At 53.2% G+C, this 23,884-nt stretch carries 21 protein-coding genes; 9 read left to right on the top strand and 12 right to left on the bottom strand.

The window, feature by feature from the left end:
- Nucleotides 1–23 precede the first annotated feature (23 nt).
- Nucleotides 24–1,145: a JmjC domain-containing protein gene (locus tag KXR87_RS00495; RefSeq protein ID WP_437430315.1), complete on the top strand. Its 1,122-nt coding sequence runs from the start codon at nucleotides 24–26 to the stop codon at nucleotides 1,143–1,145.
- A gap of 42 nt (nucleotides 1,146–1,187) precedes the next feature.
- Here the strand turns inward: KXR87_RS00495 and pepT are convergent, their stop codons facing one another.
- Nucleotides 1,188–2,408, bottom strand: coding sequence for a peptidase T (pepT, locus tag KXR87_RS00490; protein WP_437430314.1), 1,221 nt, complete (start codon nucleotides 2,406–2,408; stop codon nucleotides 1,188–1,190).
- A 270-nt stretch (nucleotides 2,409–2,678) separates the two neighbouring features.
- Here pepT and potA point away from each other — a divergent pair, with 270 nt between their 5' ends.
- The 4 genes from potA to potD are packed head-to-tail and all read left to right on the top strand — an operon-like array spanning nucleotide 2,679 to nucleotide 6,507.
- The gene (potA, locus tag KXR87_RS00485) at nucleotides 2,679–3,815 is read left to right on the top strand and encodes a spermidine/putrescine ABC transporter ATP-binding protein PotA (RefSeq protein WP_437430313.1); all 1,137 of its coding nucleotides are present in this window, start codon (nucleotides 2,679–2,681) and stop codon (nucleotides 3,813–3,815) included.
- Nucleotides 3,799–4,656, top strand: coding sequence for a spermidine/putrescine ABC transporter permease PotB (potB, locus tag KXR87_RS00480; RefSeq protein ID WP_437430312.1), 858 nt, complete (start codon nucleotides 3,799–3,801; stop codon nucleotides 4,654–4,656). The genes potA and potB overlap by 17 nt, the downstream gene beginning before the upstream one ends.
- A complete protein-coding gene (potC, locus tag KXR87_RS00475) occupies nucleotides 4,653–5,444 on the top strand; it encodes a spermidine/putrescine ABC transporter permease PotC (RefSeq protein ID WP_437430311.1) in 792 nt (263 codons plus the stop codon). The genes potB and potC overlap by 4 nt, the downstream gene beginning before the upstream one ends.
- 16 nt (nucleotides 5,445–5,460) lie before the next feature.
- Nucleotides 5,461–6,507 (top strand): spermidine/putrescine ABC transporter substrate-binding protein PotD, encoded by a 1,047-nt coding sequence (gene potD / locus KXR87_RS00470; RefSeq protein WP_437430310.1) that lies wholly within the window; start codon nucleotides 5,461–5,463, stop codon nucleotides 6,505–6,507.
- A 43-nt stretch (nucleotides 6,508–6,550) separates the two neighbouring features.
- Here potD and cobB read toward each other — a convergent pair whose 3' ends face one another.
- Genes cobB through lolC form a run of 5 tightly spaced genes read right to left on the bottom strand, consistent with a single transcriptional unit; the run spans nucleotide 6,551 to nucleotide 11,455 of the window.
- Nucleotides 6,551–7,372 carry a Sir2 family NAD+-dependent deacetylase gene (gene cobB, locus KXR87_RS00465; RefSeq protein WP_437430309.1) on the bottom strand — a complete coding sequence of 274 codons (822 nt, stop codon included), beginning with the start codon at nucleotides 7,370–7,372 and terminating at the stop codon, nucleotides 6,551–6,553.
- A 15-nt stretch (nucleotides 7,373–7,387) separates the two neighbouring features.
- The gene (gene nagK / locus KXR87_RS00460) at nucleotides 7,388–8,299 is read right to left on the bottom strand and encodes an N-acetylglucosamine kinase (protein WP_437430308.1); all 912 of its coding nucleotides are present in this window, start codon (nucleotides 8,297–8,299) and stop codon (nucleotides 7,388–7,390) included.
- A gap of 21 nt (nucleotides 8,300–8,320) precedes the next feature.
- On the bottom strand, nucleotides 8,321–9,562 hold the full coding sequence (gene lolE, locus KXR87_RS00455; protein ID WP_437430307.1) for a lipoprotein-releasing ABC transporter permease subunit LolE: 1,242 nt from the start codon (nucleotides 9,560–9,562) through the stop codon (nucleotides 8,321–8,323).
- Complete coding sequence (gene lolD, locus KXR87_RS00450) at nucleotides 9,562–10,263, bottom strand: lipoprotein-releasing ABC transporter ATP-binding protein LolD (RefSeq protein WP_437430306.1); 702 nt, start codon at nucleotides 10,261–10,263, stop codon at nucleotides 9,562–9,564. The genes lolE and lolD overlap by 1 nt, the downstream gene beginning before the upstream one ends.
- Nucleotides 10,256–11,455 (bottom strand): lipoprotein-releasing ABC transporter permease subunit LolC, encoded by a 1,200-nt coding sequence (gene lolC, locus KXR87_RS00445; protein ID WP_437430305.1) that lies wholly within the window; start codon nucleotides 11,453–11,455, stop codon nucleotides 10,256–10,258. The genes lolD and lolC overlap by 8 nt, the downstream gene beginning before the upstream one ends.
- A 288-nt stretch (nucleotides 11,456–11,743) precedes the next feature.
- On the opposite strand from lolC, the gene KXR87_RS00440 reads away from it, so the two are divergent.
- The 3 genes from KXR87_RS00440 (at nucleotide 11,744) to ldtC (ending at nucleotide 17,488) form a co-directional block, all read left to right on the top strand.
- A complete protein-coding gene (locus tag KXR87_RS00440) occupies nucleotides 11,744–12,817 on the top strand; it encodes an acyltransferase family protein (RefSeq protein ID WP_437430549.1) in 1,074 nt (357 codons plus the stop codon).
- A gap of 113 nt (nucleotides 12,818–12,930) precedes the next feature.
- Nucleotides 12,931–16,377 carry a transcription-repair coupling factor gene (mfd, locus tag KXR87_RS00435; RefSeq protein ID WP_437430304.1) on the top strand — a complete coding sequence of 1,149 codons (3,447 nt, stop codon included), beginning with the start codon at nucleotides 12,931–12,933 and terminating at the stop codon, nucleotides 16,375–16,377.
- Between the two features lie 154 nt (nucleotides 16,378–16,531).
- Nucleotides 16,532–17,488, top strand: a complete 957-nt coding sequence (ldtC, locus tag KXR87_RS00430) for a L,D-transpeptidase LdtC (RefSeq protein ID WP_437430548.1) — start codon at nucleotides 16,532–16,534, stop codon at nucleotides 17,486–17,488.
- Between the two features lie 65 nt (nucleotides 17,489–17,553).
- Here the strand turns inward: ldtC and bhsA are convergent, their stop codons facing one another.
- Nucleotides 17,554–17,811 carry a multiple stress resistance protein BhsA gene (gene bhsA / locus KXR87_RS00425; protein WP_437430303.1) on the bottom strand — a complete coding sequence of 86 codons (258 nt, stop codon included), beginning with the start codon at nucleotides 17,809–17,811 and terminating at the stop codon, nucleotides 17,554–17,556.
- 245 nt (nucleotides 17,812–18,056) lie between these two features.
- On the opposite strand from bhsA, the gene KXR87_RS00420 reads away from it, so the two are divergent.
- A complete protein-coding gene (locus tag KXR87_RS00420; RefSeq protein WP_437430302.1) occupies nucleotides 18,057–18,692 on the top strand; it encodes a TetR/AcrR family transcriptional regulator in 636 nt (211 codons plus the stop codon).
- Nucleotides 18,693–19,179: 487 nt separating this feature from the next.
- On the opposite strand, the gene KXR87_RS00415 is transcribed toward KXR87_RS00420, so the two are convergent.
- The 5 genes from KXR87_RS00415 to thiK form a co-directional block, all read right to left on the bottom strand.
- Nucleotides 19,180–19,719 (bottom strand): glycine zipper 2TM domain-containing protein, encoded by a 540-nt coding sequence (locus KXR87_RS00415; RefSeq protein WP_437430301.1) that lies wholly within the window; start codon nucleotides 19,717–19,719, stop codon nucleotides 19,180–19,182.
- A gap of 195 nt (nucleotides 19,720–19,914) precedes the next feature.
- Complete coding sequence (locus tag KXR87_RS00410) at nucleotides 19,915–21,219, bottom strand: NAD(P)/FAD-dependent oxidoreductase (RefSeq protein WP_437430300.1); 1,305 nt, start codon at nucleotides 21,217–21,219, stop codon at nucleotides 19,915–19,917.
- A 261-nt stretch (nucleotides 21,220–21,480) separates the two neighbouring features.
- Entirely contained in the window at nucleotides 21,481–22,023 is a 543-nt protein-coding gene (gene ycfP, locus KXR87_RS00405; RefSeq protein WP_437430299.1) for an alpha/beta hydrolase YcfP, read from the bottom strand.
- A gap of 39 nt (nucleotides 22,024–22,062) precedes the next feature.
- Complete coding sequence (nagZ, locus tag KXR87_RS00400; RefSeq protein WP_437430547.1) at nucleotides 22,063–23,088, bottom strand: beta-N-acetylhexosaminidase; 1,026 nt, start codon at nucleotides 23,086–23,088, stop codon at nucleotides 22,063–22,065.
- A gap of 2 nt (nucleotides 23,089–23,090) precedes the next feature.
- The gene (gene thiK / locus KXR87_RS00395) at nucleotides 23,091–23,879 is read right to left on the bottom strand and encodes a thiamine kinase (protein WP_437430546.1); all 789 of its coding nucleotides are present in this window, start codon (nucleotides 23,877–23,879) and stop codon (nucleotides 23,091–23,093) included.
- Nucleotides 23,880–23,884: the final 5 nt, after the last annotated feature.

Below are 23,884 nucleotides of genomic sequence, written 5' to 3'. Positions count from 1 at the left end.
AAACAAACGTTTGGGGAACCAACATGGACTATAACGTCAATCTTAACTGGCCGGAGTTTATCGAACGCTACTGGCAAAAACGCCCGGTACTGTTAAAACGCGGTTTTACGCAATTTATCGATCCTATTTCCCCTGACGAACTGGCCGGGCTGGCTATGGAAGATGAAGTCGACAGCCGCCTGGTCAGCCATCTCTATGGCAAATGGCAGGTCAGCCACGGACCGTTCGAAAGTTACGATCATCTGGGTGAAAACAACTGGTCGCTGCTGGTGCAGGCGGTTAACCACTGGCACGAACCCACCGCGGCGTTGATGCGCCCCTTCCGCACGCTGCCTGACTGGCGTACGGACGATCTGATGATCTCCTTTTCGGTGCCCGGCGGTGGCGTAGGTCCCCATCTTGACCAGTACGATGTCTTTATTATTCAGGGTACCGGACGCCGTCGCTGGCGGGTGGGCGAGAAAACGCCAATGAAGCAGCACTGCCCTCACCCGGATCTTCTGCAGGTTGACCCGTTTGATGCCATCATCGACGAAGAGATGGAACCTGGCGACATTCTCTATATTCCGCCCGGATTCCCTCACGAAGGCTACTCGCTGGAAAATTCGATGAACTATTCGGTAGGTTATCGTGCACCAAGCGGCCGGGAGCTTATCAGTGGTTTCGCTGATTATATCCTGCAACGCGAACTCGGCAGCCAGCGTTACTCAGACCCGCAAATGCCTTCCCGTGAACATCCGGCGGATGTCCTACCAGAGGAGCTGGACGGCCTGCGCCAGATGATGCTGGATCTGGTTAATCAGCCAGAGCATTTCAACGAATGGATCGGCGAGTTCCTCACCCAGTCGCGCCATGAACTGGATATCACGCCGCCCGAACCGCCCTATCAGCCTGATGAAATTTATGATGCGCTCCGCCAGGGAGATAAACTGGTGCGTCTGGGTGGTCTGCGGGTGTTGCGTGTTGGGGGTGAAGTGTTTGTTAATGGCGAGCGTGTTAACTCTCCCCATCAGCCAGCCCTGGACGCGCTGGCAAATCATATCGTCCTCAGCGACGAAAGCCTGGGCGATGCCCTGGAAGACCCTTCGTTTCTGGCGATGCTCGCCGCTCTGGTGAACTGCGGCTACTGGTTCTTCGAGGATTAATATACCCACCCCGGAGGAGTCAACCTCCGGGGTTTCTGGCAATTATTTCGCCGTTAACTCTGCAATTCGCACAATTACCTGCACGGCTTTCTCCATGCCTTCCAGGGTGACAAATTCATGCTTGCCGTGGTAGTTATAGCCGCCGGTGAAGATATTGGGGCAGGGTAATCCCATAAAGGAGAGCTGCGCGCCATCGGTGCCGCCGCGGATAGCCTTCATTTGCGGTTCAATATCGCAATCCCGCATCGCCTGGTGCGCTATCTCGATAATATGCGGATGTTCAACAATCTTCTCGCGCATATTGTAATAGCTGTCTTCCATAATGAGCTCGATATAGCAGTCCGGATGAAGTCCTTTGCCGACTTTTTTTGCAATCTCCATCATCTTACGTTTGCGACCTTCAAAGGCTTTACGGTCAAAATCGCGAATAATGTAGTGCATCTCAGCACGCTCAACGGTGCCCTTAATACTGGTGAGGTGATAGAACCCTTCGTACCCTTCCGTTTGCTCCGGGCTCTCCTCCTCTGGTACCAGGGCATGAATGCGGCTTGCCAGCGTCAGGGCGTTGACCATTACGCCTTTGGCGGTGCCAGGGTGCACATTGTTACCGACTATTTTGATGGTTAATGAAGCCGCGTTGAAGTTTTCTAACTCCAGTTCGCCCACGCCGCCGCCGTCGACGGTATAGGCCCACTGTGCGCCAAAGGCCGCCACATCGAAGAATTTCGCCCCCTTGCCCACTTCTTCATCAGGGGTAAACGCCACGCAGATATCGCCATGAGGGACGTTGTTCTTAATCAGTACGGCGAGAGCCGTCATGATCTCCGCCACGCCAGCTTTGTCGTCCGCCCCCAGCAGCGTTTTGCCGTCGGTAGTAATCAGCGTCTGACCAAGCAGCTGATGCAGCACCGGAAACATCACCGGCGAGAGTATTTCATCGCCCACGCCGAGCGCGATATCACCACCGCGGTAGTTTTCCAGAATCTGTGGATTGACGTTTTTCCCGCTGCAGTCAGGGGAAGTATCAACATGGGAAATAAATCCAATCGCCGGAACCGGCTTATCCACATTAGACGGGAGCCTGGCCATGACCGTGCCTTTCTCACTCAAGGTGACGCTCACGAGTCCCATCTCTTCAAGCTGTTGCCGGAGCAAGTTCAGGAGCTTCCATTGACCGTCGGTACTGGGAACCTGGCGGACACCGGGCTTCGATTGCGTGTCCAGCGCGACGTACTGTAAAAAACGCTCTAATAATTTTTCCATGTAGCCACCCTCACTTAATGTGACAACATTATCAGTAAGCCCGAAAAGACAAATATTGCGTCAGGTCACTTTTATCCCGTTAACGAGAATATTTTCATTTTGTCCTGCTTTGTAAGGGTAGCGAATACCTCAGCTTTTGCGCTGCAAAAATGCATCAACAATTGGCGATTTCAATGGTTTGCCGTAGAATGCCAGGCCTCTATCAATGTGTCAGACCCTAAGGTGGTTAATCACAAACCCCGCATCCGGAGCGTCATCCGGTGCGTTTATATGGGACAGCGTAAAAAATTGACTACACATTCGCGTTCGCACGCCCCGCTGGTTCAACTGGCCGGGATAGGCAAAGGCTTTGACGGCAAAACTGTCATTTCTGATTTCAACCTCACCATTAATAACGGCGAATTTATTACGCTGCTGGGTCCCTCCGGTTGCGGTAAAACCACGGTTTTACGCCTGATCGCCGGGCTGGAAAGTGTCGATGTCGGCCATATTCGTCTTGATGACCGGGATATCACCGATGTGCCTGCCGAGCACCGCCACGTTAATACCGTCTTTCAGAGCTATGCTCTCTTCCCTCATATGACCGTGTTTGAAAACGTGGCATTTGGTCTGCGGATGCAAAAAACGCCAGCCGCCGACATTGCGCCGCGCGTTACCGATGCGCTGAAGATGGTGCAACTTGAAACCTTTGCGCAGCGTAAACCCCACCAGCTTTCTGGCGGCCAGCAGCAGCGCGTGGCCATCGCCCGTGCGGTGGTGAATAAACCCCGTTTGCTGCTGCTTGATGAATCTCTCTCCGCGCTGGATTACAAGTTACGTAAGCAGATGCAGAATGAGCTTAAAGCGCTACAGCGTAAGCTTGGGATCACCTTTGTTTTCGTCACCCACGATCAGGAAGAGGCGTTGACCATGTCTGACCGTATAGTGGTCATGCGTGACGGCAAAATTGAGCAAGACGGCACGCCCCGCGAAATCTATGAAGAGCCTAAAAACCTCTTTGTCGCCAGTTTTATCGGCGAGATTAATAATTTTTCCGCCACCGTGATTGAACGGCTTGATGACAGGCGCGTCAGGGCGAATGTCGAAGGTCGGGAATGTGTTATTTACGTCAATTTTGCCGTTGAAAAAGATCAATCCCTTCATGTTTTGCTGCGCCCGGAAGATTTACGCGTCGAAGAGATAAATGATGCGGCCCCTGTCGATGGGCTGATCGGATATGTGCGCGAACGAAATTACAAAGGCATGACCCTTGAGTCAGTGGTCGAGCTGGAGAACGGCAAGGTGGTACTGGTCAGCGAATTCTTCAACGAAGATGATCCGGATTTTGACCACTCGCTGGATCAGAAAATGGCCATTACCTGGGTTGAAAGTTGGGAGGTCGTACTGGCTGATGAAGAGCACAAGTAAATTCCAGAATGTGGTGATTGCCACTGTCGTCGGTTGGCTTGTGCTGTTTGTCTTTCTGCCCAACCTGATGATTATTGTCACCAGCTTTTTAACCCGTGACGATGCACACTTTGTGGCGATGGTTTTCTCACTGGACAACTACGCGCGCCTGCTGGATCCGCTCTACTTTGACGTGCTGCTGCACTCGTTGAATATGGCGGTGCTGGCAACCCTCGCCTGCCTGGCGCTGGGTTATCCGTTTGCCTGGTTTTTAGCAAAACTGCCTGCTCGCGTGCGCCCTCTTCTACTTTTTCTGTTGATTGTTCCTTTCTGGACCAATTCACTGATACGTATTTACGGACTAAAAATTTTCCTCAGCACCAAAGGGTATCTCAATACCTTTTTACTCTGGCTGGGGGTCATTGATGAACCGATACGCGTGATGTTCACCCCCGTTGCCGTGATCATTGGTCTGGTCTATATCCTGCTGCCTTTTATGGTCATGCCGCTCTATTCCAGCATTGAAAAGCTGGATAAGCCGCTACTGGAAGCAGCAAAAGATCTGGGTGCGAGTAAATTACAGACCTTCCTGCGCATTATTATTCCCCTCACCATGCCAGGTATCATTGCCGGCTGCCTGCTGGTTTTGCTGCCCGCTATGGGGTTGTTTTACGTGTCGGATCTGATGGGTGGTGCGAAAAACCTGCTGATTGGCAATGTGATTAAGAGCCAGTTTCTTAATATTCGCGACTGGCCCTTCGGTGCTGCCACCAGCATTACGCTGACGGTAATCATGGGTGGCATGCTGCTGGTTTACTGGCGAGCATCGCGTTTACTGAATAAAAAGGTGGAGCTGGAATGACAGGCCGACTGCTGCGCGGTGGCTTTATGACCGCTATTTATGCTTACCTTTATATTCCAATCATCATTCTGATTGTGAACTCCTTTAATCGCTCGCGGTTTGGTATCAACTGGCAAGGCTTCACCACCGACTGGTACAGCCTGCTGTTGAACAATGACAGTCTTATCCAGGCAGCCAGGCATTCACTGACCATGGCCGTCCTCTCCGCAACCTTTGCAACCCTTGTTGGTTCACTGACGGCGGTGGCGCTATACCGTTATCGTTTTCGTGGGAAGCCGTTTGTCAGCGGTATGCTGTTTGTGGTGATGATGTCGCCGGACATTGTGATGGCAATTTCCCTGCTGGTTCTCTTTATGCTGGCAGGCATTCAACTGGGCTTCTGGTCGCTCTTGTTCTCGCACATCACCTTCTGTCTGCCTTTTGTGGTAGTGACCGTCTATTCACGGCTCAAAGGCTTTGATGTCCGAATGCTGGAAGCGGCGAAAGATTTAGGTGCCGGTGAAATCACCATTTTGCGCAAAATTATTCTTCCGCTGGCGATGCCCGCTGTTGCCGCAGGCTGGCTGCTCAGCTTTACCCTGTCGATGGATGATGTGGTCGTGTCGTCGTTTGTGACAGGGCCGGGGTATGAAATTCTGCCGTTAAAAATTTATTCGATGGTCAAGGTCGGCGTCTCACCTGAGGTGAACGCGCTGGCGACCATTCTGTTGGTGCTGTCACTGGTGCTGGTAGTTGCCAGCCAGTGGATAGCGCGTGATAAAACGAAAAGCCTGGCTCGCCAGGCGTAAACACAGGGGACGTAAAATGATGAAATGGTCACGCCACCTGCTCGCGGCGGGCGCTCTGGCTTTAGGAATGAGTACTGCGCATGCGGACGATAGCAAAACACTCTACTTCTACAACTGGACAGAGTATGTGCCGCCTGGGCTGCTGGAACAGTTCACCAAAGAGACGGGCATCAAGGTTATTTATTCGACCTACGAATCGAATGAAACGATGTATGCCAAGCTGAAAACCTACAAAGACGGGGCTTACGATCTTGTTGTTCCGTCCACCTACTTTGTCGATAAAATGCGCAAAGAAGGCATGATTCAGAAAATCGATAAAACGACGCTTACCAACTTCCATAACCTCGATCCGGCGATGCTCAACAAGCCGTTTGATCCCAATAACGACTACTCTATCCCTTATATCTGGGGAGCAACGGCGATTGGGATCAACGGTGATGAAGTGGATCCGAAGTCGGTGACCCGTTGGGCTGATTTATGGAAACCGGAATACAAGAGCAGCCTGCTGCTGACCGATGACGCCCGTGAAGTGTTCCAGATGGCGCTGCGTAAACTTGGCCTGTCCGGTAACACGACCGATCCAAAAGAGATAGAAGCGGCCTATAACGAGTTGAAAAAGCTGATGCCTAATGTGGCAGCCTTTAACTCCGATAATCCGGCTAACCCCTATATGGAAGGCGAGGTAAACCTTGGCATGGTCTGGAACGGCTCGGCCTGGGTTGCACGGCAGAATGGCACGCCGCTGGAGGTTATCTGGCCCGAGGAAGGGGGGATTTTCTGGATGGACAGTCTGGCCATTCCGGCTAACGCCAAAAACAAAGAGGGTGCACTGAAGCTGATTAATTTTCTGCTGCGCCCGGATGTGGCAAAACAGGTAGCGGAAACTATCGGTTATCCGACGCCTAACCTCGCTGCGCGTAAACTGCTCAGTCCCGAGGTGGCTAACGACAAATCGCTCTACCCGGATGCTGAGACCATCAGCAAAGGCGAATGGCAGAACGATGTGGGTAATGCGAGTGCAATTTATGAAGAGTATTACCAGAAGCTGAAGGCTGGCCGCTAAGCCCGCATAAACGAAGCGCCTGATGGCGCTTCGTTACGCTCAGCTAAAGACCTTTTAAGAGCTTATCGACAAATGCCGGCACCACGGCGCTTGCCAGACCATAGTGCTTCTCTTCAAACTCACTGCCCACCTGGCTTGGTTCAAGGTTTAACTCGACGGTATGCGCACCCTGCAGTTTTGCCTCATGAACAAACCCTGCCGCAGGGTAAACATGTCCTGACGTACCAATAGCAATAAAGACATCCGCCATAGAGAGGGCATGGTAAATGTCGTCCATACCGAGCGGCATTTCGCCAAACCATACCACGTGAGGGCGCAACGGCGCGGGGAACTGGCAGCAGTGGCACTTATCTTCCGGCGTAACGTCCTGAGTCCACTCCAGCACCTGACCGCTTTGCGAACAACGCACCTTAAGCAGTTCGCCATGCATATGAATTATCTGCTTATTACCCGCACGCTCATGCAGATTGTCAATGTTTTGGGTGATCAGCAAAAAGCGGTCACCCAGCGCTGCTTCCAGTGCTGCCAGCGCCAGATGCGCGGCATTAGGTGTTATCTCCGGTTGTTGCAACTGGCGTCGACGGGCATTGTAAAACGACTGAACCAGCGCAGGATTACGGGCAAAACCTTCTGGCGTAGCCACATCTTCCACATGGTGTTCTTCCCACAGGCCGTCTGCCGCGCGAAATGTTCTAATACCGGACTCGGCTGAAATGCCAGCCCCGGTCAGTACCACTACTCTCGGTTTATCCATCACTTGGGGCACCACGCTGTCTCGAAAAAAGATCCGCTGGCGTAAGCGCTCACGCAGGCGGCGTTTATTACGGCGAAAACAGCTGAGACGATGTGACCGACGAGACTGCATAACATCCTCTCAGGACTAATCAGTAAGATGAAGGAAAGCCGCACCGCGCATCCCACCCGCATCACCGTGGCGGGCACATTCAATGCGTGGCACACGGGCAACAGGCAGCAGATGTTGCGGTAGCCGTTGTGCTAACAGGGTAGTCAATGCGGAGAAATTCGACAAACCGCCACCGATGACCACTAAATCCGGATCCACGATGGTCAATATATTGCCCAGACAGACGGCCAGCAGATCAGCGTAGCGGTCGACGTGATTTCTTGCGCGCACGTCATGTTGCGTCCAACGGACAATAATTTCCGGGGCGGTCAGCGATTCACCGTACAGATGATGATAAAGCCAGGCGAAACCTCGCCCGGAAAGGTAATTTTCGATGCAGCCGAGCTTACCGCAGCCGCAGCGCGTCAAGGGGAAATCAAAACCCATTAACGTCAGGGCATCCACCGGCAGGCGAATATGACCAAATTCCCCGGTGATGTAACTGCGCCCGGTGATCGATTTGCCGTTAACCACCAGCCCCCCGCCCACGCCGGTGCCCAGAATCAGCCCCATCACCAACGGATACTGCCGGAACTCGTCGTCCCAGGCTTCAGAAAGCGCAAAGCAGTTAGCGTCATTGTCGAGGCGCACGTCACGGTTGAGCAGCGCGCTCAGATCGTGACGCAGTGGTTTTCCGCTGGCAGCGGGGACATTGGCGGCATAGAGTGTGCCATCGGCAGTTTCAGGCATCCCGGGAATACCAATGCCGACGCTGCCCTGACTACCACATCGGGCATCCGCCTGCGCAACCATCTGCGCAATTGTCTGTAAAAAGGTTTCGTAGCTATCCTTAGGGGTGGCGACCCGCGTTTCCCATTGTAAACGTCGGGTATCATCAAACACCCCCAGCGCGATTTTGCTGCCGCCGATATCAAATCCGTAATACATCGCCTCTCCTTGTTAACCTGTTTACTGTCCGCTCAACACCCTCGCCGGATCGATATTGCTCGCACGGCGCGCCGGGTACCAGCTCGCCACCAGACTGAGAAGCAGTGCCGTTACCAGCACATACACCACGTCCAGCACATGCAATTCCGACGGCAGGAAATCAATAAAGTAGATATCCCCTGACAGGAACTGATGCCCGGTCATCTTTTCAATCAGCGTAATAATGGGCGTCAGCTGCAGTGCCGCAACCACGCCAATCACCACGCCAATCACGCTACCCAGCAGCCCTGCCAGCAGCCCATACCAAACAAACACAGCACGAATCAGACCATCTTTCGCGCCCAGCGTGCGCAGCACCGCTATGTCACTGCTTTTATCCTTCACCGCCATCACCAGGGTGGAGACGATGTTAAAGCAGGCCACGCCAATCACCAGCACCATCGCCAGATACATGATGGCGCGGATCATCTGGATATCGCGGTACATGTAGCCGTACTTGCCAATCCAGCTCTTAATGTAAACGTAGCTGTTGGTGACTTCACCGGCATTACGTACCAGCTGGTTGGCATTAAAGACATCGCTCACTTTAATGGCGATACCGGTCACGCTGCTACCCATATCCAGATATTGCTGCGCATCGGCCATTGGCACCATCGCAAACGCATGATCGAGCTGGCCGCTCAACTGCAGAACGCCGGTAACGTGCAGTCTGACACGCCTGGGTTGCAGTAATTTATGATCGGTGTCGGAATTCGGGATCATGATGGACACCCAGTCGCCCTGCTTTACGTTCAGCGCATCTGCAACGCCTTTGCCGAGAATGATCTGTTGTTCACCCGCCTTAAATGCGCGCCAGGCATCAGCCTGAATAAAGCGCGGTAGAGCGCTAAGGCGCGACTCCTGCTCAGGGTTTACCCCTTTCACCTGAATGGCGCGCAGATTACTGCCGCTCTCCACCAGCCCCGTGAAATTAATGTAGGGTGCGGCGGCAACGATGCCTGGCACTTTTTCGACATTCGCGAGAGCCTCATTCCAGTTGGCCCAGGGCTGGTTAACGGGCTCAATTTCGCCGTGAGGCACCACGGCCAGGATGCGGTTGTTCAGCTCCCGCTCAAAGCCATTCATCGCGCTCAGACCCATTATCAGCACCGCCACACCCAGTGCGATGCCAATCGTCGAAATAATAGAAATCAGCGAAACCATGCCGCTACGGCGGCGCCCCCGGCTAAAGCGCAGAGCAATCCGTAAAGAGAGCGATGACATTACTCCGCCCCCATCAGGGTCAGGTCAGTGGTCAGGCGCCCATCGCGCATCTCAAGCTGGCGACTCATGCGTTTTGCCAGCTGCAGATCGTGGGTAACAACCAGAAACGCGGTGCCCTGCGACTGGTTCAGCTCTCCGAGCAGCTGGAAAATGCTGTCTGCGTTACGGGCGTCCAGGTTACCCGTCGGTTCATCCGCCAGCACCAGACGCGGATTGTTTACCAGCGCACGGGCAATCGCCACACGCTGGCGCTCCCCCCCGGAAAGTTCTGACGGACGATGACTGGCACGGTGTTCAAGCCCCACGGAACGCAGCATTTCACGCGCGCGGGCATCAATCTCCGCCGGTTTCTGTTTGCCTATCAACAGCGGCATAGCCACGTTTTCCAGCGCTGAGAAGTCCGGCAGCAAGTGATGAAACTGATAGATAAAACCCAGCTCCCGGTTGCGCAGATCGGCTTTTGCCGCAGAGGAGAGTTTGCGCATTGACTGGTTATCAAAGATAACATCACCGGACGTTGGCGTGTCGAGGCCGCCCAGCAAATGCAGCAGCGTACTTTTACCCGAACCGGACGTGCCGACAATCGCCAGCATCTCACCCTGCCCTACGCTGAACGTGACATCATGCAGCACATCAGTCTGCACATTGCCTTCCTGATAGCGTTTGCACAGGTTGTCGCATTGCAACAGGATTTTATTCATAACGTAAAGCCTCAGCGGGTTGAGTGGCGGCAGCGCGCCAGGAAGGATAAAGCGTAGAAAGCAACGCGATGGCCATCGCCACCAGCGCAATTACCACGACCTGGAGCGGGTCGATGGCGACCGGTAACGCCGCGCCATCAAGCAGCGCGCCGATTATCGGCATCAAATTATTCAACTGGCTGGCCAATAGTGCACCGAGCACCGCACCCAGCAGTGCACCGATAACACCGGCACTGGCGCCTTGCACCATAAAGACGGCCATGATCTGGCGCGGGGTGAGCCCCTGGGTTTGCAAAATCGCAACTTCGCCCTGCTTCTCCATGACCATCAGACCAAGCGAGGTAATGATATTAAACGCCGCAACGGCAACAATCAGGCTCAACAACAGCCCCATCATATTTTTTTCCATGCGCACGGCCTGGAAGAGTTCGCCCTTACGGTCGCGCCAGTCCTGCCATTTGGTGCCCTGCGGCAATGTTTGCTGGCTTAATACATCAACCTGCAGCGGCGCATCAAGCCACAGACGCCAGCCGGTAATGTTTCCCGCCGGGTAGCGAAGCAGACGTGAGGCATCCTGGATATTGACCAGCATCTGATAATCATCAACTTCGCTGCTGGCGGCAAAGGTGCCCGCCACGGTAAACAAGCGCTGGCTCGGCAGACGCCCCATCGGGGTAAACTGACTGGCAGAGGGGACCATCACGCGGATCTGATCGCCCCGGTTCACGCCAAGCTGCCCGGCCAATCCCTCACCGATAATGACGTTGTACTGACCGGCCGCCAGAACGGATTGCTGCACATTGACCAGGTATGGCGTGAGCGGATCGTTTTGCGCCGGATCGATACCGAGCATCACGCCCACCGCGACACTGCGCGCGCTTTGCAGCACGACATCACCGGTACTCAGCGGCGCAACACGGTTGACGCCCTGTAGTTTCAGCGCAGTGGCGGGAAGCTCATGTGGATTGATGGAGCCCGTTTTGGCAGAGATAACGGCCTGCGGCATCAGCCCCAGAATGTTGTTTTGCAGCTCACGCTCAAAGCCATTCATGACCGACAACACGGTCACCAGCGCCATCACGCCAAGCGTAATGCCGATAGTAGACAGCCAGGATACGAATCGACCGAAGCGGTCGGCTGCACGCCCACGCATATAGCGCAGTCCGATAAAGAGAGTGACAGGTTGGTACATGAAATCCGTCTGGTTGCAGGTAGCAGACTCAGGAGTATATAAGCGAAAGCACAGAGCGTAAATGAGTGAAACCGAAAGCAAAGGGCCTGAACAGAGGGAAAAAATCCGAGAAATCAAATTGCTATTGTTTTCGACTTCCCCCTGAAGGGTAACCGCAGCCGGGATTTTCTGCAGCTCACCCTGATCTTAATCTGAAAAAAGTGAAATGCAGACTGTTTCCCATTACTTCGAGTTGCCAGGCAACCAGGATAACCGGCCTGAACTCTGGCAACAAAATGGCACGCAATGATGAAAAAAAAGGCTTTATGGATTAATCAGATAAAAGGGTTATGCATCTGTCTGGTGGTTATTTACCATTCAGTTATCACCTTTTACCCGCACCTTGTTACGTTTGCGACGCCCTGGTCACAGACGCTGTCGAAATGCTGGATCTACTTCAATCTTTATCTGGCACCCTTTCGGATGCCGGTATTCTTTTTTATCTCAGGCTTTCTTATACGCCGATACATCGCTGATGTGCCCTGGAAAGAGACGCTCGACAAACGCATCTGGCAAATCTTTTATGTGCTGGCACTCTGGGGCTTCCTGCAATGGCTGGCTCTGAGTCAGATTAATGCGTGGCTCGCCCCCGAGCGCGATCTCAGTAATGCGGCCAACGCCGCTTACGCCGACAGCCTGACCGAATTCCTGCACGGCATGCTTACCGCCAGTACCAGCCTCTGGTACCTCTATGCGCTGGTGGTCTATTTCATTATTTGTAAGCTGGTTCACCGTCAGGCACGGGCGGCCCTTATTGTCATGGCGCTGTTAAGCGTGGCCATTAATTTTGCCCCTCTGCCGTGGTGGGGAATGAACAGCGTGCTGCGCAATATGATCTATTACAGCCTGGGTGCCTGGTACGGCGCGGCCCTGATGGAAGCGATTAAAACCTTTCCCATTCGTCGGTCTCTTCTGGTCATCTTTCCCTGTCTGCTTGCCGCCGTTGCGCTGTGGTTCCTGAATGTTTCCTTGCTGCTCAGCCTTTTTTCCATTGTCGCTATTCTGCGCCTGTTCTATGCCATCGAGTCTCGCTTCGGAGCCAGTGAAACTTCGCTGTTTAACGTCGTTGGCACTAATACACTGGCTATTTACACCACCCATCGCATCATTATTGAAGCCACAAGCCTGGGATTACTGGCGCCGTTGAATGCCGGGAAATGGCCTGCGGTTGCTGAACTGGCGCTTATCCTGACCTACCCGTTCCTGAGCCTGGTGGTCTGTGTCACGGTAGGGCTGGGGGTGCGCAAACTTTCGGCGTGGATCTTCGGCGATCTTTTTTTCACACCGCCGGCAAAATTGCGCCTCGTCCCGTCGCTGCGCTAGGGCGATGCGTTAGGGTTGGCGAATAAATCACAATCGCGGATAATAAAGGGATTGCGTATCAGTAATATGCCCCCATAACAGGGGCATACATACATGAGATCCTGATTCTACCTATGCCTGAAGACTATCGTTATTCTCTGCCCGTGAAGGCTGGCGATCACCGTCAGCTTGGCGAACTGACTGGCTCTGCGTGTGCAACAGAAGTCGCTGAAATTGCCGCACGTCACCCAGGCCCTGTGGTCCTGATTGCCCCCGATATGCAGAACGCCCTGCGTTTGCAGGATGAAGTTGCGCAGTTTACCCAGGTTAAAGTGATAAACCTCGCGGACTGGGAAACGCTGCCTTATGACAGCTTTTCACCGCATCAGGAAATCATCTCTTCGCGCCTTTCGACACTGTATCAACTACCGGCCTTAAAGCAGGGTATTTTGATTGTGTCGGTCAATACGCTGATGCAACGGGTCTGCCCGCATAACTACCTGCACGGTCATGCGCTGGTCATGAAAAAAGGGCAGCGTCTGTCCCGCGATGCGCTGCGCGCTCAGCTCGACAGCGCAGGTTATCGCCATGTGGATCAGGTCATGGAACATGGCGAGTACGCCACCCGTGGCGCACTCCTCGATCTTTTCCCAATGGGCAGTCCCCAGCCTTATCGTCTCGACTTCTTTGATGACGAAATTGACAGCCTGCGCCTGTTTGACGCCGACACGCAGCGGACGCTTGAGGAAGTCGAGGCCATCAACCTGCTTCCGGCTCATGAGTTCCCGACGGATAAAAGCGCTATTGAACTCTTCAGAAGCCAGTGGCGCGATCGGTTCGATGTCAAACGCGATGCCGAACACATCTATCAGCAGGTCAGCAAAGGGACCCTGCCCGCTGGGATCGAGTACTGGCAGCCACTTTTCTTCAATGAACCCCTGCCCGCACTCTTCAGTTATTTCCCGGCCGGTACTCTGCTAATCAACACCGGTAACCTTGAAGCAAGTGCGGAACGTTTCAGCCAGGAAATACAGGCACGTTTTGAAAACCGTGGCGTTGACCCGATGCGCCCGTTGCTGCCGCCTGAGCAGCTCTGGTTACGTGTGGAAGAGTTGTTCAGCCAGCTTAAACACTGGCCTCGCATCCAGTTAAAAACGGAACATCTGACGGAAAAAGCGGGTCATACAAACCTCGGCTATCAGACGCTCGTGGATCTGTCGGTGCAGGCACAGAATAAATCCCCGCTGGATAACCTGCGTAAGTTCCTTGAATCTTTCACCGGCCCGGTGATTTTTTCTGTAGAAAGTGAAGGGAGACGCGAAGCTCTGGGTGAACTGCTGGCACGTATTAAGGTGTCACCAAAACCCATTGCGCAACTTGATGATGCTGGCGCTAGCGGGCGCTATCTGATGATAGGCGCAGCTGAACATGGCTTCGTTGATACTCTGCGTAACCGGGCGCTGATTTGCGAAAGCGATCTGTTAGGCGAACGGGTTGCCCGTCGTCGTCAGGACAGTCGGCGCACCATTAACCCCGATACTCTGATTCGCAATCTCGCGGAGCTGCACATCGGTCAGCCCGTGGTTCACCTGGAGCACGGCGTGGGGCGCTATGCGGGCATGACAACCCTGGAAGCGGGCGGCATCAAAGGCGAATACCTGATGCTTACCTATGCTGGCGACGCCAAACTTTATGTGCCCGTCTCATCATTGCATCTTATCAGCCGCTATGCGGGTGGCGCGGAAGAGAACGCCCCGCTGCATAAACTTGGCAGCGATGCCTGGTCGCGAGCGCGGCAGAAAGCCGCAGAAAAAGTGCGTGATGTGGCAGCTGAACTTCTTGATATCTACGCCCAGCGGGCAGCAAAAGCTGGTTTTGCCTTCCGGCATGATAAAGAACAGTATCAGCTCTTTTGTGACAGCTTCCCCTTTGAAACCACCGTGGATCAGGCTCAGGCCATCAATGCTGTACTGAGTGACATGTGCCAGCCACTGGCAATGGACCGTCTGGTATGCGGTGATGTTGGATTTGGCAAGACGGAGGTGGCGATGCGCGCCGCCTTCCTCGCCGTTGAGAATAACAAGCAGGTTGCAGTGCTGGTGCCAACGACCCTGCTGGCGCAGCAGCACTTTGAGAATTTCCGCGATCGTTTCGCCAACTGGCCGGTACGCATTGAGATGCTCTCTCGCTTTCGCAGCGCTAAAGAGCAGGCGCAGATTCTGGAGCAGGCCGCCCAGGGAAAAATCGACATCCTGATTGGTACGCATAAATTGCTGCAAAGTGATGTAAAACTCAAAGATTTAGGCCTGCTGGTCGTCGATGAGGAGCACCGCTTTGGCGTGCGCCACAAAGAGCGGATCAAAGCGATGCGCGCCGATGTGGATATCCTGACGCTTACCGCAACGCCCATTCCGCGCACGCTGAACATGGCGATGAGCGGTATGCGGGATCTGTCGATTATTGCAACCCCACCTGCCCGCCGACTGGCAGTGAAAACCTTTGTCCGACAGTTCGACAATCTGGTGGTTCGCGAAGCTATCCTGCGTGAAGTTCTGCGCGGCGGTCAGGTCTACTATCTCTATAATGATGTCGAGAATATCCAGAAAGCCGCCGACCGGCTGGCGGAGCTGGTGCCCGAAGCGCGTATCGCCATCGGCCACGGCCAGATGCGTGAGCGCGAGCTGGAACGGGTGATGAATGATTTCCATCATCAGCGTTTTAACGTTCTGGTATGTACCACCATTATTGAAACCGGCATTGATATCCCTACTGCCAATACCATTATTATCGAACGCGCCGACCACTTTGGTCTTGCGCAACTGCACCAGCTCCGTGGTCGTGTTGGCCGTTCGCACCATCAGGCTTATGCCTGGTTGTTAACGCCACATCCAAAAGCGATGTCTACCGATGCGCAAAAACGTCTTGAAGCTATCGCCTCGCTGGAAGATTTAGGGGCCGGTTTTGCACTGGCTACGCATGATCTTGAGATTCGTGGCGCTGGCGAGCTGCTAGGTGAGGACCAGAGTGGTTCAATGGAAACGATCGGCTTCTCTCTCTATATGGATCTGCTGGAGAGCGCAGTTGATGCCCTCAAGGCTGGCCGTGAACCGTCACTGGAAGATCTCACCAGTCAGCAGACCGAAGTCGAGCTCCGCATGCCCTCCCTGTTGCCGGATGATTATATTCCTGATGTGAATACCCGCCTTTCGTTTTACAAGCGCATCGCCAGTGCGAGAAATGAAAACGAGCTGGATGAGATCAAAGTGGAGCTGATCGATCGCTTTGGCCTGCTGCCGGATGCTGCCCGCACCCTGCTGGATATTGCCCGACTGCGGCAGCAGGCGCAGAAACTGGGGATTCGTAAGCTTGAGGGTAATGAAAAAGGAGGGAGTATTGAATTTAGCGAGAAGAATCACGTTAACCCGGCCTGGCTCATTGGTCTGCTGCAAAAACAGCCGCAGCACTTCCGGCTCGATGGCCCGACGCGACTGAAGTTCTTCCAGGATTTGAGCGAGCGTAAAACCCGTATGGAATGGGTTCGTAACTTTATGCTGCAACTGGAGCAGAACGCCGTCGCCTGATAGCACCTCCAGACCGGATCGGCACGCTCCCGATCCGGTTTTCCTGCCATATTTACAAACACTTTGCACTCCCCAGGACTTCCCGACGCTTCAGCCCACCATAATTCCATTGGCTGTTTTTATAAAAATAACCTTATTATTCACATGGATTATGATGATGATAAAAGATGCGCGCATTGCACTCTGGGCGGTGCTGATTGCCGTGGTGCTTGTACTACCCGCAAGAGCCAATACCTGGCCCCTCCCCCCGGCAGGCGGGCGGATGGTAGGTGAAAATCGCTATCATGTTGTGGAAAATGATGGGGGATCGCTGGAGGCTATCGCAAAAAAATATAATGTCGGTTTTCTCGCCCTATTGCAGGCCAACCCAGGCGTTGATCCATACGTGCCGCGAGCGGGTAGTGTACTGACGATACCTTTGCAGACTCTGCTGCCCGACGCGCCACGCCAGGGGATTGTGATAAATCTTGCTGAGCTGCGACTCTATTACTATCCGCCCGGCACCAACGAGGTCACGGTCTACCCTATCGGTATCGGGCAACTGGACAGCGACACGCTTACGCCTACGATGGTGACCACGGTATCGGATAAGCGTGCGAACCCTACCTGGACGCCAACCGCCAATATCCGCGCCCGCTATAAAGCGCAGGGCATTGAGTTGCCTGCTGTCGTTCCGGCAGGTCCTGATAACCCGATGGGTCATCATGCTATTCGCCTGGCGGCCTACGGCGGCGTGTATTTAATTCACGGCACCAATGCTGATTTTGGCATTGGCATGCGCGTCAGTTCAGGGTGTATTCGCCTGAGAGACGATGACATTCAGGCGTTGTTTAATGCCATTACACCAGGTACTCGCGTCAATATCATCAATACTCCAATCAAGGTGTCAGCGGAACCGGATGGCCGACGTCTTGTGGAGGTACACCAGCCGCTGTCAAAATCCATTGATGACGATCCACGGCTGCTGCCAGTTACCCTTAATCAGACGATGCAGCGTTTTAGAAACGCGCCTGAAAGCGAAGCCGATGTTTTCGACCACGCCATTGAGATCCGTTCCGGCATGCCAGTCGACGTCACTCGTCATGCCCCCCCACCATCCCAATCGCTTTAAGCATAAAAAAAGGCCCCGAACATGCGGGGCCTTTTTTGTGGTACTTACGTCGCTTAACTCAACAATTATTTGTAGAGAACCGCTGTACCGTGCAGTTTGTCAGAACCGGTCACAGAGGTGATACGGTAAGACGTTGCGCCAGACGCTTCGGCTTTTTGTGCCAGCTGGTTTTCAACTGACGAGAGGTTAGTACCTGCAGAAACAGCAACGGTCCCCACTTCCTGTTGACCAGTAGGAGTGGCCTGAACCTGTACAGCAGCAAAACTTGCAAACGAGAGGGAACTCAGGATAGCAGCAGCAAACAGTGTTTTAACGTTTTTCATGTTCATGACTCCGGGCAGATGATTGAGGAGGTCGTTAAAATTTAATTAATTAACGATCGATAATCAAATGATAAATGTGATCTATATCACTCGTCAATCCATTTTTATAATGAATGTTATTTAATTTGATAAATCGTTAATTATCAGATAGATATAATTTAATAATTTGTGCTATTTGCTGCTGGCATCAATGAACATTTATTTTTATAATGATTGTTCAACAAACCAACAAGGTGGAACGGCACATGACCGATGACGTCAGCAGTAGTATTAAAAAAAGCCGTGGCCGACCGAAAGTGTTCGACAGGGAAGCGGCGCTCGACAAAGCCATGACGCTCTTTTGGCAGCATGGTTATGAAGCCACATCATTATCCGATCTTGTAGAAGCTACCGGCGCAAAAGCGCCAACGTTGTATGCAGAGTTTACTAATAAAGAGGGGTTATTCCGTGCGGTCCTTGACCGGTATATTGCCCGCTTTGCAGCGCAGCATGAGGCGCAACTGCTTGGCGAAGGAAAACCCGTGACACAGGCACTCGAAGATTACTTCACCGCCGTTGCAACTTGCTTTACCAGTAAAGAGACGCCTGCAGGTTGTTTTCTGATTAATACGTCAGCCACACTGGCAGCCTCTTCACAGACCATTGCACAAACCATTAAGGCGCGCCACGCACGTCAGGAACAGTTATTGCTGCAATTTCTTGCTCTCCGCCAGCAGCGAGGTGAAATTCCCGGGGACACACCGTTAACGGAGGTGGCTGAATTCCTGAGCTGTATTTTACAGGGCATGTCCATTAGTGCGCGTGAAGGAGCGAGTTGCGACAAGCTGCTGCAGGTAGTGCGCACGACGCTTCGTCTGTGGCCAACCCTGATAACCCGCTGAACCTGTATGCGTGCCTCTCATTATCGTTTTCACCTATTTAAACAATAGGTGAAAACGTAAAGTCGTTTTTACCGCTTTGCTAAGATTAAACAGTAATTATTGCGCTGCTAACGATTTACCTGCGCAAATAAAAGCAACGTTATGATGACGTTATTAAAGAATTGGTGGGTTTACTTATTTGCGCATTTTGGCTCTTCGATAACGTTGCGCACATACTGACTGGACACATGCAGAAGGAAAACGACGATGATTTTGCTATTACCATTCATCAAAGTGCTAATAGTAATTACATTATTATCTGGCCTCTGGGTTTTATGTGGTGGTTCCGTACTCTTTGCTTTTATCGCTGTTCTTATCACCGGGTTTCTGCTCAGGTTTCAGCAGGAGCTCATCTGACTATATCAAGGCCTTAATCATAAGGCCTTGATAATAAAAAAGGCCCCTCAGCCTGAGCAATTGAGGAGCCAACAGGTACAGTACTGCTATTTTACGCTTTGTTATTCAAAACAAGCTGACCATTACCATCCAGTGGGATCTGAGTTCCAGGATCGTTATTCATACGAATTTTACCCTGCTGATCGCCAATTTTATACGTCACGTCGTAGCCCAGCATTTTCTCGGATTTATCATAGACCGTCCGGCAACGTTGTTGAGTCGTGGTGTAGGTATCACGCGCCTGCATTTCACCCTGCACCTGATTACCTGCATACCCGCCGCCTAACGCCCCTACCACTGTGGCCACGTCCTTCCCGCGACCGCCACCAAACTGGTGACCCAGGACACCCCCTGCCACCGCCCCCAGCACTGAGCCAGTGATGCGGTTTTCATCCTGCACCGGACGACGATGGGTTACGGTTACGTTGCGACACTCCTGACGCGGCGTTTTAATCGATTCTTTAATTGGCGTGGCGGAGATTACCTGCGCATACTGAGGACCACGGTCAAACACGTTCATGCCTGCTACCGCAGCGACACCCAGCGCAGCGGCCACGCCAATACCGATACCCGCTAACATTGATTTATTCACAGGATTTCCTCCCCTGGTTTGCAATTGGTAACAATTCTGCAACCAGGCTACTACGACGCCAATCGGAAAGAGCGGAAAAAAGGGAGAAGGGTAAGGAAATAAAGGGGATTCAGAGTTATCCGAGCAACGGGTAACTTGCGAAAGTGAAAAAGCGCTGCTCTCCCCTATCACTAAACGGAGGAGCAGCGTACAGGATTAATGCAGCTTAAGGCGCGGGCGAATCACGCGGTTGATACTGCCAACCACCATCATCAGGCCGGTTTTGAAATAGCCGTGCAGCGCTACCTGATGCATGCGGTACAGGGAGATGTAGACGAAGCGTGCAATACGCCCCTCGACCATCATTGAGCCACGCATCAGGTTACCCATCAGGCTTCCCACCGTGGAGAAGTTTGAAAGAGAGACCAGCGAGCCATGATCCTTATAGACATAAGCCTTCAGCGGCTTGCCTTTGGTTTGCGCCAAAATATTGTGCAGTGCCAGACTTGCCATCTGGTGCGCTGCCTGCGCGCGCGGCGGCACAAAGCCCCCTTCAGGACGCGTGCACGACGCGCAGTCGCCGATGGCATAAATATCCGGATCGCGCGTGGTCTGAAGAGTCTGCTCCACCACCAACTGGTTGATACGATTGGTTTCCAGCCCACCGATCTCTTTCATGAAGTCCGGCGCTTTGATGCCCGCAGCCCAGACCATCAGATCGGCTTTGATGTACTCGCCATCTTTGGTGTGCAGGCCGCCTTCATCTGCGCTGGTGACCATAGTTTGCGTCAGGACGCGCACGCCCATTTTGGTCAATTCGCTATGTGCTGCGCCAGAAATACGCGGCGGCAGCGCAGGTAGAATGCGTTCTCCGGCCTCGACCAGCGTGACATTCAGTGCTTCGTTTGTCAGGCCCTTGTATCCATAGCTGTGCAACTGTTTCACTGCATTATGCAGCTCAGCAGAGAGCTCTACACCCGTCGCGCCACCGCCAACAATAGCAATATTGACCTTGCCGTTGGCACCAAGATTGGCGGAATACTTCAGGAACAGATTCAACATTTCCTGGTGGAAACGACGTGCCTGGTGGGGGTTATCCAGGAAAATACAGTGCTCTTTCACGCCCGGCGTGTTGAAGTCGTTAGAGGTGCTGCCCAGCGCCATCACCAGGGTGTCATACGCCAGTTTGCGTTCGGGCACCAGTAACTCACCCTTTTCATCACGCAATTCGGCAAGGGTAATGGTTTTGGTTTCGCGGTTAATGTCGACAACCGAACCGAGCTGGAACTGGAAGTGATGATTACGCGCATGAGCAAGGTAGCTCAGCGCGTCGACGCCCTCATCCAGTGAACCGGTCGCCACTTCATGCAGTAACGGCTTCCACAGATGGCTGTGATTACGATCAACAAGCGTAATCTTTGCTTTCTTGCCGCGACCGAGTTTTTTACCCAGCTGGGTTGCCAGTTCAAGCCCGCCAGCACCACCGCCAACAATCACAATTTTTTTCAATGGTGTAGTCAACGTGACCCCCTCAAATTATTAACCAATTGTTAACTAAAGGTTATGGAAATAACACTTAATTAACAACAAGTTACACAACAAATACTTCGTTACTGCAATGAGAATACCATGTTCGGTGCATTGGTCATACCAAAATTGATATACATCAAGTTTTCATGCATAAAAGATGAACAAGTGTAGCTGCTGGCGCGCGATGAGGAGGAAGAAATCCCATTGCGGGAGATAAGGCGATAAAAAAGCCCGGGTTGACCGGGCTGTTACTTAACCGAGTGACTTAAACGCTTTTATGCGTTGAAGATGCGGCGATATGCTTTTGAATTTATGTGACTGCGCTTCATCCCAGACCACTTCATAAAAGGGATGCAGCACCTCTGCTGAACGCTGGCTGTCCAGCGCTTCATCATGGCGTGAGAGAATGGCCAGGCAACGATCGCGGTTCTTTTCACGAAAATTACTGACGCACTTCGTTGCGATGTCCACATACTCTTCCGGCCTGTCGATCCTGCCTTCCATATTTTCAAAAGGAAACAGATTGGGGTTGAACATCACCTGACGAATGTCACATAAAAAGCCGATACGTTCCGCCCAGTACCCTCCCAGCCCGACACCGCAAATCAGTGGCCGATCGTCAACGTTCAGCTGTAGCATCTTGTCCACTTCTTTGAGCAAATGCTGCATGTCATGCTTAGGATGCCGCGTACTGTAACTGATGAGCCGAACGTCCGAATCGATAAATTGCAGTTGCAGCACCTTTTCGTGGTTGCCCGGACTGTTTGAGTCAAAACCGTGTAAATAGATGATCATTATTCCTCACCCTTACTCTAACGCCCCGTCCGTTAACGCTTACTGAGCAGCTTTAATGGTCTGCCAGCGCTCATGAAGCTGTTCCATTTCGCGACTGACAACCTTCCAGCGTGAAGAGCTCAGCAGTTCCTGACGAGAAAATGAACCTTTATGATACAATTTCGTAACACGTTCAGCTTTGATCGGCGACAGGTTATCCAGCACACTGATAGCACCTTTGCGATTGTTGCAGACCAGGATCATATCGCAACCGGCGTCCAGGGCAGCCTGACCACGTTCAGCATAACTGCCCATTATAGCTGCCCCCTCCATAGAGAGATCGTCCGAGAAGATCACGCCATCAAAGCCCAGCTCAGCGCGCAACACGGTTTTCAGCCACCAGGGAGAACCGCTTGCCGGACGCGGGTCGGCCTCGCTGTAAATCACATGGGCAGGCATGATTGCATCCAGTTTGCCCTGCTCAATCAGCAGTCGGAACACCGCCATATCTTTGCTGCGGATGTCTGCCAGCGGGCGGGGATCGCGGGGCGTCTCTTTATGTGAATCGGCAGAAACGGCACCATGTCCCGGAAAATGTTTACCCGTGGTTTTCATACCAGCGCTATGCATACCATCTATAAACTGGGTGGCTATAGCCAGTGCCTTCGTCGGATCGTCATGGTACGCACGCTCGCCAATCGCAGCGCTGATGTGGCCTACATCGAGAACGGGCGCAAAACTGATGTCGATGTCCATGGCGATCATTTCACTTGCCATTAACCAGCCTGCATCCCGCGCCGCTCTTTCACCTGCTTCCATACCCAGCACCGCCGCAAAGGATTGAGCGGCAGGCAGACGGGTAAAACCTTCACGGAAACGTTGAACACGCCCGCCTTCCTGATCGACCGCCACCACCAGCCGATGATGAGAGGCAGCACGAATCTGACGCACCAGTTCACGTAACTGCTCTGGATCGTGATAATTACGGGTAAAAAGGATTAATCCACCGACCAGCGGGTGCGCCAGAATTTCACGCTCTTCCGCATCCAGCTCATATCCTTGCACATCTAACATCACCGGACCCACACTCACCTCTCTTTCATATTGGTTCTTAACTGATGCCAGGCGGCATCGGCCAGGGTAATAAACTGACGATCGCCCGTTTGCTGCCAGCGGGACTCATACCAGCCGGCCATCAACATACCTGTCCAGGGTCGCCAGCGGCGCACCTGCCGGTGGAGCATTTCAGTGTCGATTGCCGCCCGCCTGGCATACGCCTCTACCAGCGCAGTGCGCTGATTTTCCGTCTCCAGCCAGACACTGGCAAGTTCCATCGCCACATCACCATCCCCGGCATACTCCCAGTCGATAAGCCTGAGGCCCTGCTCTTGTCTGACAAGATTGCCTGCATGAACATCCATATGCAAAGGGGCGACCCGTAGCGGTCGGGGCTCCCCTTGCCGACGCATCTTTTGCAGCGTCCTTAACCAGAACAGCGTGCGGCGCGATGGTGACGACCTCATCCAGTAATCTTCCAGCAGGGGAAGGAGCAAAATACGCCATCCAAACCGGGGCTGGTGGTGTAACGCGTTAAGTAATGCCGCAAGCACCTGGGGCTCAGGTAACGTTTCGTCCACTTCACCGGGTAGATACTCAATGGCCATCCACTCTCCCAGCCAGCAACAGGGCCTCGGCGCAATTCCGGGGGCCAGTTTTTTTAACGCCCGATACTGCCGCCTGAATGGAGAAGAGGTCGCCGGATGTCGCTGACGGAGCACCAGGAAATGATGCCCGTTGTGGATAAGACAACTCCCACCGCTAAGGCCAGCAGGCTGGCCCGCGACGGGAGCATAGTCGGGAAAAAAGCGTGACAGCATTGCGT

The sequence above is a fragment of the Yokenella regensburgei genome (assembly GCF_051486985.1).
Taxonomy (GTDB): Bacteria; Pseudomonadota; Gammaproteobacteria; order Enterobacterales; family Enterobacteriaceae; genus CBFFRJ01.
This window is presented reverse-complemented; position numbering and strand designations above follow the sequence as displayed.

What these genes read in the sequence shown, in the direction of transcription:
- KXR87_RS00495 (WP_437430315.1), top strand. Translation starts at nt 24, where the DNA reads ATGGACTATAACGTCAATCTTAACTGGCCGGAGTTTATCGAACGCTAC.
- pepT (WP_437430314.1), bottom strand. Translation starts at nt 2,408, where the DNA reads ATGGAAAAATTATTAGAGCGTTTTTTACAGTACGTCGCGCTGGACACG.
- potA (WP_437430313.1), top strand. Translation starts at nt 2,679, where the DNA reads ATGGGACAGCGTAAAAAATTGACTACACATTCGCGTTCGCACGCCCCG.
- potB (WP_437430312.1), top strand. Translation starts at nt 3,799, where the DNA reads ATGAAGAGCACAAGTAAATTCCAGAATGTGGTGATTGCCACTGTCGTC.
- potC (WP_437430311.1), top strand. Translation starts at nt 4,653, where the DNA reads ATGACAGGCCGACTGCTGCGCGGTGGCTTTATGACCGCTATTTATGCT.
- potD (WP_437430310.1), top strand. Translation starts at nt 5,461, where the DNA reads ATGATGAAATGGTCACGCCACCTGCTCGCGGCGGGCGCTCTGGCTTTA.
- cobB (WP_437430309.1), bottom strand. Translation starts at nt 7,372, where the DNA reads ATGCAGTCTCGTCGGTCACATCGTCTCAGCTGTTTTCGCCGTAATAAA.
- nagK (WP_437430308.1), bottom strand. Translation starts at nt 8,299, where the DNA reads ATGTATTACGGATTTGATATCGGCGGCAGCAAAATCGCGCTGGGGGTG.
- lolE (WP_437430307.1), bottom strand. Translation starts at nt 9,562, where the DNA reads ATGTCATCGCTCTCTTTACGGATTGCTCTGCGCTTTAGCCGGGGGCGC.
- lolD (WP_437430306.1), bottom strand. Translation starts at nt 10,263, where the DNA reads ATGAATAAAATCCTGTTGCAATGCGACAACCTGTGCAAACGCTATCAG.
- lolC (WP_437430305.1), bottom strand. Translation starts at nt 11,455, where the DNA reads ATGTACCAACCTGTCACTCTCTTTATCGGACTGCGCTATATGCGTGGG.
- KXR87_RS00440 (WP_437430549.1), top strand. Translation starts at nt 11,744, where the DNA reads ATGAAAAAAAAGGCTTTATGGATTAATCAGATAAAAGGGTTATGCATC.
- mfd (WP_437430304.1), top strand. Translation starts at nt 12,931, where the DNA reads ATGCCTGAAGACTATCGTTATTCTCTGCCCGTGAAGGCTGGCGATCAC.
- ldtC (WP_437430548.1), top strand. Translation starts at nt 16,532, where the DNA reads ATGATGATAAAAGATGCGCGCATTGCACTCTGGGCGGTGCTGATTGCC.
- bhsA (WP_437430303.1), bottom strand. Translation starts at nt 17,811, where the DNA reads ATGAAAAACGTTAAAACACTGTTTGCTGCTGCTATCCTGAGTTCCCTC.
- KXR87_RS00420 (WP_437430302.1), top strand. Translation starts at nt 18,057, where the DNA reads ATGACCGATGACGTCAGCAGTAGTATTAAAAAAAGCCGTGGCCGACCG.
- ycfP (WP_437430299.1), bottom strand. Translation starts at nt 22,023, where the DNA reads ATGATCATCTATTTACACGGTTTTGACTCAAACAGTCCGGGCAACCAC.
- thiK (WP_437430546.1), bottom strand. Translation starts at nt 23,879, where the DNA reads ATGCTGTCACGCTTTTTTCCCGACTATGCTCCCGTCGCGGGCCAGCCT.